The sequence below is a fragment of the Burkholderia sp. BCC0405 genome (assembly GCF_902833075.1).
Classification (GTDB): Bacteria; Pseudomonadota; Gammaproteobacteria; order Burkholderiales; family Burkholderiaceae; genus Burkholderia.
Map to the genome: position 1 here is coordinate 143,869 of NZ_CADFEO010000006.1, position 16,611 is coordinate 160,479.

A 16,611-nucleotide genomic window follows, 5' to 3' on the forward strand; every position below is an offset into this window, starting at 1 on the left:
CCGTTCCGATCTTTCAAACCTCTCATACAAGCGCGTCCGCCTGCGGGCGGACGCCAATTCAAGACCATGACTTCAAAGCTTTTGCGCGTCGCGTCGATCGGCGCGTTCGCGATGGTGCTCGGTGCGTGTACGACGCAATCGGGGCTCACCTATGACATTCGTGCGGTGTCGATCCCGGGGAAGCCGGACAACGTGTTCCGCGTGAGCTGCGACGGGCTGCTCGGCAGCGCCAATTCGTGCGCCCGTGCGGCGGAGGAATTCTGCCGCGGGCAGGGCTTCACACCGCTCGAGATGATCGACCGCGTCTACAGCCGCGCGCCGATGAAGGACCCGCGCGAAATCACGTTCATGTGTGGCAAGCCGCAGCCGGTCGCGCAGCCCGCGCCGGCACCGCAGCCGGCACCGGCGCCGCAGCCGCAACCGGTTCAGCAACGCCAGGTGCTGCTGCAGGGCGATGCGAATTTCGCGACCGACAGCGCGGCGCTCACGTCGCAGGCCCGCAACGATCTCGATCGCTTCATCGCGACCAACCGCGGCGTGGAATTCGCGCGCGTCGCGATCACGGGCTTCACCGATTCGACGGGCAGCGCCGCGCATAACCGCACGCTGTCGGAAGCGCGGGCGCGCACCGTGGTGAACTACCTGCGTGCGAACGGGCTGCAGGCCCGCTCGTTCACCGCCGAAGGCCTCGGCGCGGCCGACCCCGTCGCATCCAACGCGACAGCCGACGGCCGCGCGCAGAACCGCCGCGTCGAGATCCGCCTGGACGTGAAATGACGCGATGACCGTATCGCGGCGCCGGTTCGCCGGCGCCGCCAGGGCCTTCGCCGGTCACGAGCCGATGAAGGAACGGGGCGCAATCGACCGTCGCACCCCGTTGTCCCGGCAGGCATGCCAAGCCGCCCGCTCCGACCGAGCCGGCGGCTTTTTCCTTTTGCGGCGCGCCGCGCGGCGGCCGCTCCCGTCCGATCCTTGTCTGATCGCCCCGGTTTCATGCGAAACTAGCGCCCAATTACGATCCAGAAAGAACGGCGCGCATGCGCCGTCGCCGGTAATCGGGCGGCCGTTCGGCCCCCGCGACAGCGGTGAATACTCGGACGACTATGGGAAGCTATCAGATACGTGTGGTACTGGCCGACGACCATCCGGCAACGCTCGTCGGCGTCCAGCATGGGCTGTCGTCGGTGCCGACGATCCGGCTAGCCGGCACGGCCGGCAATTCGACCGAGCTGATCGCGCTGCTTGATGCAGGTGCGTGCGACGTCCTGGTGTCCGACTACGCGATGCCCGGCAACGCGCACGGCGACGGCATCGCGCTGTTCTCCTACCTGCAACGCAATTACCCGGCCGTGAAGCTGGTCGTGCTGACCATGCTCGACAACGCGGCGGTGGTCGGCGCGCTGGTGCGGCTCGGCATCGCGTGCATCGTCAGCAAGTCGGACGCGATCGATCACTTGATTCCCGCTGTGCATGCGGCTGCGACGGGCGGCACCTATTATTCGCCGTCGGTCGAGAAGGTCGTGCGCACGCTGTCCGCGCATTCGAGCGCGCGGATCGTCGACCAGGCGCCGAGCCTCAGCAGCCGCGAGATCGAGGTCGTGCGGCTGTACGCGTCGGGGATGACCGTCAACGAGATCGCGGAGCAACTGAGCCGCAGCAAGAAGACGATCAGCACGCAGAAGGCGCGGGCGATGCAGAAGCTCGGCGTGGAAAAGGATATCGACCTGCTGCGCTACGCGATGGAGCACGGGATCGTCGCCGCGTCGGGCGGCGAGGGCAAGTCGGTGGAGCAGGAAGGAGAAGGGGACGGGCGCACCGATCCGGCTTGACCGACGCGTAGTGCGCGCCGGCAAGGATCGGGTGTCCGGTCATTCGTCCGGGCGAGTGGCCGGCCATGTGCCGGCATGGTCACCGCGCCATCAGCGCGCGCTTTCGTCGACGGCCGGCAGCGCCGTCGCATAACCGTAGTCGGACACGAGCCCGCACGCGATCGCGTAGCGGACGAGATCGACGTCGCGCTCGATGCCCAGTTTCTGCATTGCCGAACTCTTCTGCGTGCTGATCGTCTTCTTGCTGCGGCTGAGTTGCTCGGCGATGTCGTTGACCGATAGGCCCGACGCGAAGAGGCGGATCACTTCGAGCTCGCGCGCGGACAGCGCCGGCGCCTTGCCGCCCGTGTTGCCCGCGGCGCGCAGGATCCGGTCCATCGACGGCGACAGGTAGCGGCCGTTCGTATAGGCCGCGTGAATCGCCATCGTCAGGTGGCTCGTCATGTCGGACTTGCTGACCACGCATGCGATGCCGAGGTCGAGCAGCGCGCGCAGCGCCACCGCGTTCTCCATCATCGTCATCACGACGATGCGCAGATTCGGGTAACGCTTCAGGATCGCGGAGAACATCGCGAGTCCGTCGCCGTATTCGGTGCCCGGCATCGCGTAATCGGACACGAGCACGTCGCACGGATGGTTCGCGAGGGTTTCCATCAGTTCGGTCGAGTTGTTGGCGCTCGCGACCACCGAGAGCGTATTCGTCGCGGACAGTTCGTAGCGTGCGCCGATGACCACCGCCGGATGGTCGTCGGCGATCACGATGCGGATGGGAAAAGTTCTTGGCATGTCGGTTGTACCTGCATGTTGCGCCGCGCGGCGGGTGCCGCGCGGGGGAGGTCGGCACGAATGCATGAGCGTCCGGCGTGCAAGCAGGCCGGACGCGATGTCGTCGCGCCGACGGCCGGTGGCGGCTCGTTCGGAACCGTCACTGGCCGTCGGCCGAAAAAGCGGGGGATCGCTCCCCCGCTTCGGGTCGAAGCTCCGCGCGAGGCGGAGCCGTCCGGTCAGAACTCGTAGCCGACCTGTGCACGCACACCTGCATCGCCCGTCGACGTGACGGACACGGCGCCGTTCATCAGCCACTTGCCGTCGCGCGTCCGGTAGGTCGCACCAGCCGCGATCGCCGAGCCGCTCTTGTAGTTCGCGGCGCCGGCCGCGACGACGGTCTTGCCCGGCTGCGACGGCGTCAGGTTCGGCATCGCCATGGCGGCCGCGACACCGGCGTACGCGTTCTTCGCGACGTCGTTGATCTGCCCTTGCATGCCGTTGATCGCACGATCGAGCTGGCCCTTCGTCGCCGCGTCGCTGGCATTGACGCCGTCCGCGATGTTCACGAGCCGGCGGTTGCCTTCGGCGGTGCCGTCACCGAACGACACGGTGTTCGCTTCGGTCGCCACGGAGCCCGCGCCGATCGCCACCGAACCGCTGCCGGTCGCGCTCGAACCCTGGCCGATGGCCGTGCTGCTGTCGCCCGAGGCTACCGCGCCCTGGCCGATCGCCGAGCTGTTGCCGCCCGATGCGTTCGAACCCTGGCCGACCGCCGTGCTGCCGTCGCCCGATGCGGCGGAACCCTGGCCGATCGCCGAGCTGTTCTCCCCCGAGGCTGCCGCGCCGTCGCCGACCACGAGCGAGCCTTCGCCGCCCGTGCCGGGGCCGACGTTGCCGCCGCCGCCACCGCCACCGCCCGGACCGCCGCCGGCTTCGAGGTCGCCGACCCGGCCGTCGAGCCGTGCGTACTCCTGCGCGAACCGCTCCTGGAGGTCATACAGCTGGCCGCCGTTCACGGCTTCCATACTGCCTGCCGCGATCAGGCCCGGCGCAACGTTGAGCAGCTTGGTGCCCGCCGAGCCGCCGAAGGTCACGCTGGCGAGGGAGACGTCGTCATACGTCACGGCCGCGATTTCCTTGCCCGTGTAGTCGATGAGGCCCGTAGCCTTCAACTGCGCGATCGTCACGGCATCGTCGTCGTTCACGCCGTTCGCGACGCCCGACAGCGTGCGTGCACCGGCCGTGCCGATGAAGCTCACCGCCGTACCGTCGGTGTTCGCGCCGACAGTCAGGTTGGCGCCCGGGCCGGCTTGCTGAACGAGGCCGGCCGTGCCGTTGCCGATTTGATCGGCCAGCGACGCGATCGCACCTTCGTTGGTGGTGACACGACCATCGAGGTTCGTCACCGCGTCGCCGACCGAGCGGACCGTGGTCGTGCCGCCACTGCCGTCACCGACCGTGAAGCCCGGGGCGGAGATCGAACCGTCGGGGTTGACGACGGAACCGCCGCCGATGGCCGATGCAACGCTGTCCGATACGCCGTGCAGTTGCGAGCCGTTCACCGCGTCGGTGCTCGACGCCGTAACGGCACCTGCGTCGACGCCGGTCAGCTTGCGAGCGCCGGCCGTGCCGGTGAAGTCGACGGCTGCGCCATCGGTGTTCGCGCCGACCGTGATATTCGCGCCCGCGCCGGCTTGCTGAACGAGGCCGACCGTGCCGTTGCCGATCTGGTCGGCCAGCGACGCAATGTCGCCTTCATTGGTGGTGACGCGGCCATCGAGGTTCGTCACGGCACCGCCGACCGACGTGACGGTGGTCGTGCCGCCGCTGCCGTCGCCGAGCGTGAAGCTGGGGGCCGAGATCGAGCCGTCGGTGTTCACGACGGAACCGCCGCCGATGGCCGATGCAACGCTGTCTGCCACGCCGTGCAACTGGGAGCCGTTCACCGCGTCGGTGCTCGACGCCGTGACCGCGCCAGCGTCGACGCCGGTCAGCTTGCGAGCGCCGGCCGTGCCGGTGAAGTCGACGGCTGCGCCATCGGTGCTTGCGCCAACCGTGATATCCGCGCCGGCAGCCGCTTGCTGGACGAGGCCGACCGTGCCGTTGCCGATTTGATCGGCCAGCGACGCGATCGCACCTTCGTTGGTGGTGACGCGACCATCGAGGTTCGTCACCGCGCCGCCGACCGAGTGAACCGTGGTCGTGCCGCCGCTGCCGTCGCCGAGCGTGAAGCTGGGGGCCGAGATCGAACCGTCGGTGTTCACGACGGAACCGCCGCCGATGGCCGATGCAATGCTGTCTGCCACGCCGTGCAACTGGGAGCCGTTCACCGCGTCGGTGCTCGACGCCGTGACCGCGCCAGCGTCGACGCCGGTCAGCTTGCGAGCGCCGGCCGTGCCGGTGAAGTTCACCGCTGCGCCGTCGGTGCTCGCACCAACCGTCAGGTCGGCGCCGGGAGCCGATTGCTGGACGAGGCCGACCGTGCCGTTCGACAGACCGTCCAGCTTGGTGTTGATCGTCGTGATGTCGCCCGTGTTGCGCGCGATGTTGCCGTTGGCGGTCGTGAGCGCGCCGTCGAGTGCGCCGAGTGCGCCACCGACCGTCGTTTGCGCGCCGCCGTTGGTGAGCGTGTACGTCGGGCCGGTCACGGCGCCCGTCGTCGGGTCGATGGTGGCGCCGCCGCCCAGTGCGGTCACGACCGGCTGGAGCTGGCTGACGTTCACCGCGTCCGTCGCTTGCGTGCCTGCGGCGACGTTGACGACCTGGCGCTGCCGCGTGGCCGAACCGACGGACACGGTGTTGGTGCGATTCGCGACCGAATCCGTGCCGAGCGCAACCGAGTTGTCTGCCTGCGCATTGGCCCGGAAGCCGATACCGACCGCCGATAATCCGCTTGCGGCCGAGCTTTGGCCGACTGCAGTTGCGTTGGTCCCCGTTGCATTTGCGCTTCCGCCCAATACGGTGGTGTTGACAGCCCCAGCGGTAGCAAGACGGCCGATGGCAGTGGCATTGGCCCCCGTGCTCGCGGCTCCGTTGCCGAGTGCGATCGAATTCGTGTCGGTTGCCCTTGTTGATGCACCGATTGCCAAGGAATTGTCACCAGTCGCGTTTGCCACGGTGCCTAGGGCAATTGCACTTTCGCCGGAGGCGCTCGAGGTCGAGCCGATCGCGATCGCCCAATGCGTCGTCGCGCTTGCGGCATAGCCGAGCGCCGTAGTGGATGTTGCGGTGGCAGCGGAATTGACGCCGACTGCGACCGATGTGCCGCCGGATGCGTTTGCGCCGGTGCCGGCTTCGTAAGAATTCGGGCCTGCCATCGTGCCGATCGGCCAGGTACCCATCGTGTTTGCGATCTGGCAGATGCCGGCGGCATCGACCGAACCCGCTTTGCCATCCTCGGTCGTGCACGCATCCGCCGCGAACGCGCCGCCGATCGACGCGCTGCCCAGCGCGAGCGCCGCCACGGCCTGGCGCGCCGCGCGCGCCGAGCCCTTCGAACGCGAGCGCGCCGTTTCGGCCACGGCCGTCCACGTGCCCGTCGCCGTGTTCCAGATGTTGCGATACGTCTTGTTCATTGACCCTACTCCTTTCAGTTCGTCAGGTTTGTGAGCCAATGGTAGGGATCGGCCTCGTCCGAATCTGTCGTCCAAAACCTATTCGGGAAGCGATGTGTGTAGGGCGGGTCCTACACGCGCGCACGCGCGAACGGGCCGCCCGGACGGGCGGCCATGGAGAGGGCAGAGGAAAGGAAAGACAGCCGCCGGACGGCGGCCGCTCAGGTTTGCGGCGCCTGCGCCGCGCGGCGCAGGAGCGTGTCGCGCGCGAGGCGCTCGGTGCGGTCGACCAACGGTTCGAGCGCGGCCGGATCGCCGGCTTGCACGGCGTCCTGCATGTCGCGCACCGCATCGGCAACCGCATGCTCGTGGATCGTCGCGAACGCGCCGCGCAGCGAATGCAGTTCCGCCCGCAGCGCAGGCATGTCGCCACGCGCAAGCGTATCGCGAATCGCCGCGAGCGAGCGGTCGAGCGTGTCGCCGAACAACTGGTGCACGTCCGGCGGCAACGGGCCTTCGGCCAGATCGACGAGCGTGCTTCGCGCGGGCCGGCTTGCCGCCGCCACCTTCGCGAAGCGGCGCACGGTGCGGTCGATCGTATCGAGCAGCACCGGCTTCACGAGCACCGCGACGATGCCGGCTTCGGCGCAGCGCGCATGTTCGGCCGCGCTCGCATGCGCGGTGATCGCGACCACTGGCAAGTCGGGGTAGCGCGCGCGCAGCACGCGCGCGAGCGTGTAGCCGTCCATGCCGGGCATGTTCAAGTCGGTCATCACGAGGTCGTAGCGCGCGTCGGCGCAGCGGCGCAGCGCCGACGCGCCGTCGTCGGCCGCATCGGCCGCGTAGCCGAGCGTGACGAGCTGGCTCTGCTGCAGCGTGCGGTTCACCGGATGATCGTCGACGACGAGCACGCGCGCGGCCAGCGCCGGCAGCGCCGCGCCGGCGTGCGCGTCGGCGGTCTCGGCGTCGTGGCGCGCGATCTCCGCGTCGGTCGCCGCGCGCAGCGGCAGCGTGACGACGAACGTGCTGCCTTCGCCGGGCGCGCTCTTCACGTCGATCGCGCCGTGCATCATCTGCGTGAGGTGCTGGGTCAGCGCGAGCCCGAGCCCCGTGCCGCCGTAGCGGCGCGTGATCGACGTATCGGCCTGCGTAAACGGCCGGAACAGCGCCGCGCGCTGCGCGTCGGTCATGCCGATGCCCGTGTCGCTCACGCCGATCACGACGGGCGACGCCGGGTCCGCATCGTCGCGCAGATAGACTTCGAGCGTCACGTCGCCGCGGTCGGTGAACTTGATCGCGTTGCCGACGAGGTTCGCGGCGATCTGCCGGATCCGCACCGGATCGCCGACGTAGCGCGACGCGAGCGCATCGTCGACGACGACGTCGTACTGCAGCCCCTTCGCCGTCGCGAGCGGCTCGAACATCGCGCCGGTCTGCTCGATCGCTTCCGCGAGATCGAACGGGATCGCCTCGATCGTCATCTGGCCGGCCTCGATCTTCGACAGGTCGAGGATGTCGCTGATCAGGTTCAGCAGCACCGACGACGCGCCCTCGACCGTCTGCAGCCGCTCGCGCTGCGTGTCGGCGAGCGGCTCGCGGCCGATCAGCTCGAGGTTGCCGAGGATCGCGTTGAGCGGCGTGCGGATTTCATGGCTCATCGTCGCGAGGAACGCCGATTTCGCGTCGTTCGCGGCGTCGGCCGCGCGCAGCGCCTCGTCGAGCTTGCGCTCGATGTTCTTCTGCGACGTGATGTCGGAGAAGTTGCACAGCACGACGTCCGCGTCGCGGTAGCGGGTGCGCACGAGATTGACGAGCAGGTCGACGGTTTCGCCGCCGCCGGCCGGCAGCGTGACGTGCAGGTCGGATTGCCACGCGCTCGCGCCGGGCGACGTGTCGAAGCGGGCCAGCAGCCGGGCCGCGAGCGACGGCGCGGCGGCGATGCGCGCGTCGTAGGCGCGCATCGTGTCGTTCTGCAGCAGCACGGTGCCGTCGGCGAGCGACAGCAGCGCGATGCCGGACGGCGCGGCTTCGACGATCGTCCGGTTCAGGTTCTCGCTTTCGACCACGCGGCGCGTGCGCGCATCGTCGGGCTTCAGCACGCGGCGGTCGAACAGCACCAGCAGCCCCCACACGAGCGCGAGCGCGGCCAGCATCACCGCGCCGTACCAGCCGGCCTGCAGGCCGATCGCGGCGGCGAGCGAGCGCAGCGTGAACGCCTGCACGACCGTCCAGTCGGTATCGGGGATCGGCTGGCTCAGCGCGAACAGGCCGCCGCCGTAGGCGGTGCGCGGGCCGCTGCCGGTCGCCGCGCGGGTGCGGGCGGCGAGGCGCTTCAGCGTGGCGAGCGTGGCCGCGTCGCTCACGGCCGCGCCAGTGCGCAGCAGCGTGTTGCCCTGCGCATCGGCGATGATCGCGCCGTTGGTCGCGTACTCCGTGGTCAGGCGCGTGCGCAGCACGTCGACGGGCAGCGTCGACACGAGCACCTCGAACGGCCGGCCGCCGGCATACGCGGCGCCGACGAGCCGGAACACGTCGCGCCGCTGCACCGGATCGTAAGCGGGTGCGTGCCAGATGAACTGGCCGGCGGCGGGCGGTTCGAGGCCGGCCGCGACCTGCGCGAGCAACGCCGACGCGCCGGCCGCGCCCGCCGCCGGCGAACCCGCGGCGGGAGCCGGGATCACCAGCGCGAAGCGGCGATCGGGGCGGTACACGTAGCCCGCGACCGCGCGTTCGGTGTCGTGGTTCGCGAGATAGGCGCCGACGCGATAGGTGAGGTCGCTCGCCATCGCGAGATCGCGCTCGTACGACGCTGCGGGCGTGGCCGGTGACAGGTCGGCGAGCACCAGCATCGACGGGATGCGCTCGCCGCCTTTCAGTTCGAGCCGGCCGTGCCCGGCGTCGAGTTCGGCGACCAGCGCGGGGTCGGTCACGCGCGTGGCGTGGAACGCCTCGTCGTGCGTGACGAGCGAAACCATGCCGGTCATGCGCAGCTTGAATTCGAACTGGACGAGGAAGTGGCGCACGGAGAACGCCGTGTAGCGCTCGTGGATGGTTTCCTTCGCGACCGCATACAGCATCAGGCCGCTGGCGAGCAGGATCGCGATCGTCACGGCGATGCCGCCGCCGTAGAGCAGCGCGCGCTGCCGGCGGCCGACCGGCGGGCGGGAAGGGGCCGCGGCGCGGGCGGCCGGGCGCGGGCGATCGGGTGCGGCGCGGTGGTCCATCGGGAGCGGGGAGTCGGCCAGGGTTCCGCCATGATAATGGAGTCGGACCCGTTCCCGTGCTGCATGGCGGCAGCGCGGGCCCGCGCTTGCACGGCCGGGCGTTCAGGGCACGCCGTCGATGTCGTGCAGGGTGCCGGTCTCGCCGGCTTCGTCGGCTTCGTCGGTCCCGCCGGTGTCGCCCGGTTCGCACATCACGAGCCGATAGCCGACCCCGTACATCGTCATCAGCCGCACGCCGTGCCGGCCGTCGAGTTCGAGCCGGTCGCGCAGGGCGGCGACGTGCGTATCGACGCGGCGGCTCGCCGTCGCGACGAGCGAGCCCCACACGAGCTGGCTCAGGTGCGCGCGCCCGAGCGCGCGGCCCATGTTCAGGAAGAACGCCGTCGTGATCTGGAAGTGCTTCTCGGTCAGCACGTGCTCGCGGCCGCCGACGCGGATCGTGCGTTCGGCCGCATCGAACTCGAAGCGGCCGACCCGCCAGTGCCGATGATGCGTGGTCCGGTGGTGCGCCCATCGGAGCCAGGTCGACACGCTCGCGACGAGCAGCTCGGGCGGCGACGCGTAGGGCAGGTGCTCGTTGGCGCCCGCCGCGAAGCAGACGGCGCGCGCCGCTTCGTCGTCGCGCTGGCTGATCGACACAATCGGCGCGGTGTCGGAAAAGCGCGCGCGCAGCGTGCGGATCGCTTCGAGCGTGCGGAAGCAGGCCGTTTCGCACTGCACGACGAACAGGTCGAACGGCCGCGCGTCGCAGGCGGACAGCAACTCGGGCAGGTATTCGAAGCGGGTGGGGCGGTAGCCGGATTTCCTGAGGATGTCGTCGATGCGCAAGCGGTCGTAGCCGTATCCGGCGCGGCGCAGGCGATCGTCGAACGCGTGGCGGCTCGGGTGGTCGATCGTCAGAATTGCGATGGCGAGCGGAGATGCGTCGGTCACGATGCAACGGCTTCGGAAAAAAGATCCCGCCGGGGGCGGCGGGACAAATATCGACTATGGAAACCCCGGCCGCCCGCATCCAGGCAGCGAGCGGCAGGTGAGGCCATTGTGGGGTGTTCGGCATCGCAAGAACATCGGCCCAGTCCGAATGTGCGCGGGTTTTCTGCAGGTTTTTTCCGGAAAGCGCGGGCGGTGCCGCGATTTAGGACGGGGCCGACCGTTGCCGTCGGCGTTATCGGACCATGGGTAGCGGCGTCGTGCCGACAATGTGACGGAACCCGTGTGGCGCGGCGGCATGGCCATGTCGTTGCGCACGCAACCTTGCCGCCGAGGTGCGCGCCGCGTGCGATGTGTCGTGTGCCGGCCGCGCATCCCGTGCGTTTCGCCTGCCGTCCGTTTCCGCCATCGATGATGAAACCTTCTCTCCGCGCCGCCGTGCTGTTCGCCTGGCTCGCACTCAGCCTGGCCGGCACGGCGTTCGTCACGTCGCGCTTCGTCGCCGACGCGCACGACCGCTTCTTCCAGAACTCGAGCATCGTGATTCGCCTGCTCGCGCAGAAGGCCGCGCAGCACGAAGCGATCCTCGCGACGCTCGGCGCCACCGCGTTGTCCGCGCCGCCGTCGAACATGCTCGACAGCCTGCGCGAGCGCATGCCGCAGCTCGACGCGCTTGCGCACCGGCAGCGCGGCGGCGAGTGGCTCGGCACGGGCGGGCGGCGGCCCGCCGGCGTGCCCTCGCGCGACGGCGCCTCGACGTTCGCGCTGACGTTCGACGCGGACGGCGGCTACTGGCTCGTCGGCGATACGGGATGGGCGGTGCTGATCGATCCGCGCCGGTTGCTGCAGCCGGGCGACTGGCCCGATGCGCTGTCGTCGGCGACGCTGCAACTGCGCGATCGCACCTTCGACTTGTTGCGGCGCGACGCGCCCGCGACCCCGTTCGGCTGGACGATGCATCTGGAGAAGCGCCTGCCTGCGCAGCCGCAGGCGTTCGTGCTGACCACCACGCGCACGCTGACCGTGGCCGACTTGCCGTGGCTGCCGATCGCGCTGTGGAACGTGATAGCCGCGCTGCTCGTCGCGGGCGCGCTCGGCGGGTGGCGCTTGCGGGAAGCGCGGCGGCGCGAACATGCGCGCGAGCGGATCGACCGCTTCGGCCGGCTCGACACGCTCGGCGAGATGGCGGCCGGGATCGCGCACGAGCTGAACCAGCCGCTGACCGCGATCGTCGCGCATACGCGCGCCGCCGAACGCATGCTCGACCTGCCGGCCGAACGCGACGGCGTGCGGCGCGCGCTGCAGTCGAGCGTTGCGCAGGCCAAGCGCGCGGCGGCGATCCTCGACCGGCTGCGCGGCGCGATGACGTCCGGCGGCGGCGGACGCGCCCACGCGCTCGATCCCGATGCGGTGATGGAGGCCGTGCTGTTCCTGCATCGCGACGAACTCGCGCGCGAAGGCATCGCGCTGCAGTGGCACAACGCGGCGCCGCGCGCCGCGCCGGTGGCCGAGCCGGTCGCGGTCGAACAGATCCTGCACAACCTGATCCGCAATGCGCGCGACGCGCTGGCCGGCATGCCGTTCGGCGAGATCCGCATCGGCGGCGGCCGCGCGGGCCGGCACTATCGCTTCAGCGTCGTCGACAACGGCCCCGGCGTACCGGACGACGCGCTGCCGCGCCTGTTCGAGCCGTTCTTCACGACGCGCGACAACGGGCTCGGCCTCGGGCTGCCGCTGTGCGACACGCTCGCGCAGCGGCAGGACGGCACGCTGATGATCCGCAACCGGCCGTCGGGCGGCGTCGAGGCGACGCTGCTGCTGCCGCTGGCCGAGGAGGCGGGCGCATGAACGGGGCACAAGCGATGCCGCACGACATGCCGATCGTCGCGATCGTCGACGACGACGCACCCGTGCGCGACGGTCTCGCGCTGCTGCTGCGCACGGTCGGGCTGCCGACGCGTTGCTATGCGGACGCCCAGGCGTTTCTCGCCGACGCCGACGATCGCGCGCTCGGCTGCGTGCTGCTCGACCTGCGCATGCCGGGCATGAGCGGCCTCGACGCGCTCGACCGGTTGAGCGCGCGGCGCGCACTGCCGGTGATCGTGCTGACGGGCCACGGCAACGTCGATGCATGCCGGCGCGCGTTCAAGCGCGGCGCGAGCGACTTCCTGCGCAAGCCCGTCGACGACGACGAATTGATCGACGCCGTGCAGCAGGCGATCCGCCAGCACGAGAACCGGCGCGACGGCGACGGCGCGGAACAGGTGCGCGCGGCGCGGGTCGCGACGCTGAGCATGCGCGAGCGGGAGGTGCTCGACGGCATCGTGCGCGGCCGCAGCAACAAGGAAATCGCCCGTGCGCTCGGATTGTCGCCGCGCACCGTGGAGACGTATCGCGCGAACGTGTTCGACAAGCTGCACGCGGCGTCGCTCGTCGAACTCGTGCGCGACTACGCGGCGTTCGCGGCGGCATCGCCTCCGTAGCGCTACGGAGGCGCAACCCGTAGGCGAACGGGTTCTGCGAATGCGGTGCACTCCTTACGATGAGGTTTTCCACGAATCATCGAGAAGGACGCCTGTTCATGATCAAGCAATTCGCCCTCCCGTCGTCGCTCGCCCTGCTGTTTTCGGGCGCCGCATTGGCCGACACGATTGCACCGGAAACGAAGCGGCAGGACCCGGGCGACGCGGGCTACTACGCCACCGCGCGCGTGGTCGGCGCGTTCGACAACGCGACCAACATGGAACTGACGAGCCCGCGCGTGACGAACCGCGTCGGCGGCCCCGACGGCAATTCGAGCGTGACGGGCGCGGTGGCGCTCGGCTACCAGTTCGGCAACGGCTGGCGCGCGGAAGGCGAATACACGTTCAAGCGCACCGACAACTTCGTCAGCTACTGGGCGCCGTTCGACGCGAACGCGAACGAGTTCCACGTGTCGGCGCAGCGCCTGATGCTGAACGGCTACAAGGATGTCGATCTTGGCCGCGGTTTCTCGGTGTACGGCACGCTTGGCGTGGGCGTGGCGATCGTGTCGGCCGACGGCTGGCAGACCAACGACACGCGCCGCTTCGCGTCGCGCACGCAGACCAACCTCGCGTATTCGGCCGGCGCGGGCGTCAGCTATGCGATCAACAAGCGCTTCTCGATCGATGTCGGGTATCGCTATGTCGACATGGGCAACGTCGAGACCGGCTACAACACGTTCGCGAACCGCGTGCTCGCGCGCGACGAGCAACTGAAGTCGAAGCTGTCGTCGAACGAGGTGTTCATCGGCCTGCGCGGCCGGTTCTGAACGCTGCCTGATCGGCCCGATGTGTAAGGGCCGGCAGGCTCGCCGGGCGTTGACGATGAATGACGGGATCGATGTGCGTCGAGGCCGGTTGGGGCGCGCGCATCCGGCGCGGCCGTTCGCCCGCCGGTAGGACCAGGCTGACCGTATCGACGCGCCGATCCGGCCTGGTCCGATTTACGGCGCGCGGCACGAACGGCGATACTCGCCATCATCGAGTCACTCTACGGGAGCGCGGGTCGTCACGGCGGACGTCGTGCAGTGCCGCGTCAATATCATCATGGGCATGCAGGACATCACCGGCGTTTTCGCGCTACCGCTCGCGCATCCATATTCAGACGTGCCGCCGCCGTATGGCCGGCGGCGCACGCCGTTCGTCGCGAGCCGGCGGCCCCGGCCGAGCGTGTTCGATCTGCGCGTGACGCGCGAGCCGTTCGAGGCGCCGCGCATCGCGGCAGTCCGGGCGGCGGATTTCGGCACCGAGAATCGCGCGTGGGCGGCGTCGCACGGCCGGCGCCGGTTGCGGCCGACACTGATGACGCTGCTCGTCGGCCTCGTGTTCGGCTCCGTATGTGTCGCGGCGACGCACATCATCGACATCCGCAAGCGTGCGCCGTCACCGGACACGTTCTACGAGGCGGCGATCTCGGTGACGCCGGAGGCAGGCGTCGCGGCGCCGGTGGCCGCCGTCGTCGCGCCGGAAAGCATGCAGCCGGTGGCGGATCGGCAGGAATCGTTCGGGATGCAGACGGATAGCCCGGCAGCGCTGGACGCGGGCGAGGTCGTCGCGTCCGTCGCGCCCGCGGACGCGTCGAAGCCCGCGACGGCGCCGCGCCGCAAGCACGCCCGCATCGCCCCGGCCCGGCCGCCGGCGGCGTCGACGGCATCGGTTGCGCCAACTGCCGCGAATGCCGCCGCGCCGAAGGTGCGTGCGTCGCGCCATGACGACGCGGCGCTTGCCGCGGCTTCGTCGTCCGGCTCGGCCGCGGCGGTCGGCATGACCGCCGCCGAGTTCACGCGCTGGCTGGCCGCGACGCGCGAACCCGCGCGCCAGGCCGCGCAGCTCGCGCGCCCGGCCGACACGGGCGTGGCATTCACCGACCATTCGCGCCTGATCGAACCCTGAGTTCCGGGCGTCACGCGAACGTCGCGTTGACTCGGGTGCGTCGGTGCTCGGTGTCCAGGCGGGGAGGTAGGTCGAGGTGATGGATCTGATCGAAGCGCGCTAGCGCGAACCGGGGGACGCTGCGCGTCGTCGTCGACGGCGCCGCCAGGCAATCCGGGCGGCGCCGTTGTTTTTTCGAGGGCCAGTCGGAACCGTGCGCGCGCTTGATGAAAGTCAGCGCTGCGGATTCCGAAGCTTCGAAGATGAAGGTATGGCTTCGTTCGCCGCGTTCGACGGTTTCGTGCGGCGGGCGGCGCGGGCAGGTGCAGGGCCCGACCTGCTGCCCAGCAGGCCGCCGCGGTATCCGGCGCGCGGTGCCGGGCACCGTGGCCGTCCGGTTGCCGCGTGTGGCTGACGGTACGGTGCCGATGATTGCCACCGTCCGGGCTACCGATCGGCCTGCGGCTGTTGCCCGGGCAGATCGCCGATGTCTGCATGGTCTCCGACTGAACGAGCCGGCGTTGGTGGGGCCCCGCTGCGCTCCCGGCCGGCTGGCCGGCGCCGATTTCGCGAGACCCGCGCCGGTTGGCGGACAGCGTGCGGCGATGTCCGTCGCTTGACGCACATCAATGAGGCCGGGCCGTCGCCCCGGAAGATGGATGCACGGAATCGGGTATGGCGAGCGCCCCACACTGATGAACCGGTTCTCGCCGCCGATCGGCGCGATCAACAGGAGCGGAACATGGGAATCGGGATGCAGATCGCTTATTTCGGCTTCGCCGGGTCGGCTCAGCTGGAGGCGGAAGCGAGCATCCAGCTGATGCGTCTCGAGCCGTTCAGTCCGCAACTGGCCGGTTGCCATCTCGCGATCGAGGCCATGGGCGCGTCGACCCGCCAGCCGACGTATGACGTGCGACTCGATCTGATCACGCGCAAGGGGGAATTTCGTCCCGTTCCGCATATGACGGGCATGGATCCCATGGACGCACTGAAGCGGGCATTCGACATCGCCGAGCGGCAACTTGCCGGGATCGCCGCTGCTGAGACCCACGAGAACCTGAGCTGACACGTCCCGCGCATCGGACGCCATTCGCCGTGGCTCGACGCATCGGCCCACCGGCCCACCGCGGTTCGCCAGGCGTGAGTCGATCCGGCGCGGCGATGGAGGCGGCGCAGTCGGCGCCGGTGGTCCGGCTAATCTTCTTCGTCGCCCGTGAATATCTCGTGCTCCGGCGTCTCGGCCGTATCGTCGACACACTGCACCCGCCATGCGCCAGGCACTGGCGCCTGCCGGGCATCGCGCAGCCAACGCGCGATGCCGGCCTGGCCTTCGAACGGCCCGGACGGTGCGTCGAGATCGAAATCGTCGAGCCGGCACAGCGCGCCGGCGTCGTCGGGACCCGCCATCAGCGTGGCGCTGCCTTCGCGGACGAGCGTCCCCCACGCGGGCAGGTCCATCCCCGCATGACCTTCGCGCGACCAGCGACGCATGGCCGTGTCGATCCAGAGAATGGCATAGGCCGAAGGGTTGTCGCAGGCGAAAGTATCGAGATGCAGGGTGATTCGCACGATGGGCTCCGAATCGACGAAGGAGGGCGGCCGCCGTCACCGGCGGCCGACGCTTTTACTGGCTCATGACCCAGCGAATCAGCGTATGCGCGTCCTCGGAAGACAGCGGGCCGCCACGCTCGGCGGGCAGCGGCATCGCGGTGTCGCCCCAGTGCGCGGCCGCCGAGTCTCAGCTTGGCCGCGAGGATGTCTCGGCATGCGGCGTGCCCCGATACCGCTCCGCGATCTCGTGAAACGACGGTGCGAGGAACGGCACGTCGGCGGTGTGGCAGAGCATGCAATGCTGCTGACCGACGAGCGTGGCGGGCTCCCGCACCTGGGCCGGACGCCGGTCCGCCCGCGC

Annotated in this window: 13 protein-coding genes and 1 pseudogene; 7 read left to right on the plus strand and 7 right to left on the minus strand. The window is 69.9% G+C overall.

The annotated features are described in order from the left end of the window. The first annotated feature begins 66 nt into the window (after positions 1 to 66). On the plus strand, positions 67 to 777 hold the full coding sequence (locus HWX36_RS11830) for an OmpA family protein (RefSeq protein WP_175952285.1): 711 nt from the start codon (positions 67 to 69) through the stop codon (positions 775 to 777). A gap of 326 nt (positions 778 to 1,103) precedes the next feature. After that, positions 1,104 to 1,829, plus strand: a complete 726-nt coding sequence (locus HWX36_RS11835) for a response regulator transcription factor (RefSeq protein ID WP_175952286.1) — start codon at positions 1,104 to 1,106, stop codon at positions 1,827 to 1,829. 90 nt (positions 1,830 to 1,919) lie between these two features. Here the strand turns inward: HWX36_RS11835 and HWX36_RS11840 are convergent, their stop codons facing one another. The 4 genes from HWX36_RS11840 to HWX36_RS11855 all read right to left on the minus strand — a co-directional run bounded on the left by HWX36_RS11840 (position 1,920) and on the right by HWX36_RS11855 (position 10,308). Further along, positions 1,920 to 2,615, minus strand: coding sequence for a response regulator (locus tag HWX36_RS11840; RefSeq protein ID WP_175952287.1), 696 nt, complete (start codon positions 2,613 to 2,615; stop codon positions 1,920 to 1,922). Positions 2,616 to 2,833: 218 nt separating this feature from the next. Continuing rightward, positions 2,834 to 6,172 carry an ESPR-type extended signal peptide-containing protein gene (locus HWX36_RS11845; RefSeq protein ID WP_175952288.1) on the minus strand — a complete coding sequence of 1,113 codons (3,339 nt, stop codon included), beginning with the start codon at positions 6,170 to 6,172 and terminating at the stop codon, positions 2,834 to 2,836. 200 nt (positions 6,173 to 6,372) lie between these two features. Continuing rightward, a complete protein-coding gene (locus HWX36_RS11850; protein WP_175952289.1) occupies positions 6,373 to 9,375 on the minus strand; it encodes a sensor histidine kinase in 3,003 nt (1,000 codons plus the stop codon). A 102-nt stretch (positions 9,376 to 9,477) separates the two neighbouring features. Further along, positions 9,478 to 10,308, minus strand: a complete 831-nt coding sequence (locus HWX36_RS11855) for a response regulator transcription factor (RefSeq protein WP_175952290.1) — start codon at positions 10,306 to 10,308, stop codon at positions 9,478 to 9,480. Positions 10,309 to 10,719: 411 nt separating this feature from the next. Here HWX36_RS11855 and HWX36_RS11860 point away from each other — a divergent pair, with 411 nt between their 5' ends. The 4 genes from HWX36_RS11860 to HWX36_RS11875 all read left to right on the plus strand — a co-directional run bounded on the left by HWX36_RS11860 (position 10,720) and on the right by HWX36_RS11875 (position 14,720). Further along, positions 10,720 to 12,153 (plus strand): ATP-binding protein, encoded by a 1,434-nt coding sequence (locus HWX36_RS11860; protein WP_175952291.1) that lies wholly within the window; start codon positions 10,720 to 10,722, stop codon positions 12,151 to 12,153. Next, on the plus strand, positions 12,150 to 12,788 hold the full coding sequence (locus tag HWX36_RS11865) for a response regulator (protein ID WP_175952292.1): 639 nt from the start codon (positions 12,150 to 12,152) through the stop codon (positions 12,786 to 12,788). Before HWX36_RS11860 ends, HWX36_RS11865 begins: the two co-directional genes overlap by 4 nt. A gap of 98 nt (positions 12,789 to 12,886) precedes the next feature. Then, positions 12,887 to 13,597 carry an outer membrane beta-barrel protein gene (locus HWX36_RS11870; RefSeq protein WP_175952293.1) on the plus strand — a complete coding sequence of 237 codons (711 nt, stop codon included), beginning with the start codon at positions 12,887 to 12,889 and terminating at the stop codon, positions 13,595 to 13,597. Between the two features lie 277 nt (positions 13,598 to 13,874). Beyond that, the gene (locus tag HWX36_RS11875; protein ID WP_175952294.1) at positions 13,875 to 14,720 is read left to right on the plus strand and encodes a hypothetical protein; all 846 of its coding nucleotides are present in this window, start codon (positions 13,875 to 13,877) and stop codon (positions 14,718 to 14,720) included. 10 nt (positions 14,721 to 14,730) lie between these two features. Here HWX36_RS11875 and HWX36_RS11880 read toward each other — a convergent pair whose 3' ends face one another. Continuing rightward, the gene (locus HWX36_RS11880; RefSeq protein WP_175952295.1) at positions 14,731 to 15,138 is read right to left on the minus strand and encodes a hypothetical protein; all 408 of its coding nucleotides are present in this window, start codon (positions 15,136 to 15,138) and stop codon (positions 14,731 to 14,733) included. Between the two features lie 315 nt (positions 15,139 to 15,453). Here HWX36_RS11880 and HWX36_RS11885 point away from each other — a divergent pair, with 315 nt between their 5' ends. Beyond that, positions 15,454 to 15,765, plus strand: coding sequence for a hypothetical protein (locus tag HWX36_RS11885; protein ID WP_174915148.1), 312 nt, complete (start codon positions 15,454 to 15,456; stop codon positions 15,763 to 15,765). Positions 15,766 to 15,893: 128 nt separating this feature from the next. Here HWX36_RS11885 and HWX36_RS11890 read toward each other — a convergent pair whose 3' ends face one another. Both HWX36_RS11890 and HWX36_RS37110 read right to left on the minus strand, forming a co-directional pair. Continuing rightward, the gene (locus HWX36_RS11890; RefSeq protein WP_175952296.1) at positions 15,894 to 16,268 is read right to left on the minus strand and encodes a DUF3564 family protein; all 375 of its coding nucleotides are present in this window, start codon (positions 16,266 to 16,268) and stop codon (positions 15,894 to 15,896) included. 55 nt (positions 16,269 to 16,323) lie between these two features. After that, positions 16,324 to 16,584, minus strand: a pseudogene (locus tag HWX36_RS37110) (c-type cytochrome). Positions 16,585 to 16,611: the final 27 nt, after the last annotated feature.

What these genes read in the sequence shown, in the direction of transcription:
- HWX36_RS11830 (WP_175952285.1), top strand. Translation starts at nt 67, where the DNA reads ATGACTTCAAAGCTTTTGCGCGTCGCGTCGATCGGCGCGTTCGCGATG.
- HWX36_RS11835 (WP_175952286.1), top strand. Translation starts at nt 1,104, where the DNA reads ATGGGAAGCTATCAGATACGTGTGGTACTGGCCGACGACCATCCGGCA.
- HWX36_RS11840 (WP_175952287.1), bottom strand. Translation starts at nt 2,615, where the DNA reads ATGCCAAGAACTTTTCCCATCCGCATCGTGATCGCCGACGACCATCCG.
- HWX36_RS11845 (WP_175952288.1), bottom strand. Translation starts at nt 6,172, where the DNA reads ATGAACAAGACGTATCGCAACATCTGGAACACGGCGACGGGCACGTGG.
- HWX36_RS11850 (WP_175952289.1), bottom strand. Translation starts at nt 9,375, where the DNA reads ATGGACCACCGCGCCGCACCCGATCGCCCGCGCCCGGCCGCCCGCGCC.
- HWX36_RS11860 (WP_175952291.1), top strand. Translation starts at nt 10,720, where the DNA reads ATGAAACCTTCTCTCCGCGCCGCCGTGCTGTTCGCCTGGCTCGCACTC.
- HWX36_RS11865 (WP_175952292.1), top strand. Translation starts at nt 12,150, where the DNA reads ATGAACGGGGCACAAGCGATGCCGCACGACATGCCGATCGTCGCGATC.
- HWX36_RS11870 (WP_175952293.1), top strand. Translation starts at nt 12,887, where the DNA reads ATGATCAAGCAATTCGCCCTCCCGTCGTCGCTCGCCCTGCTGTTTTCG.
- HWX36_RS11875 (WP_175952294.1), top strand. Translation starts at nt 13,875, where the DNA reads ATGGGCATGCAGGACATCACCGGCGTTTTCGCGCTACCGCTCGCGCAT.
- HWX36_RS11885 (WP_174915148.1), top strand. Translation starts at nt 15,454, where the DNA reads ATGCAGATCGCTTATTTCGGCTTCGCCGGGTCGGCTCAGCTGGAGGCG.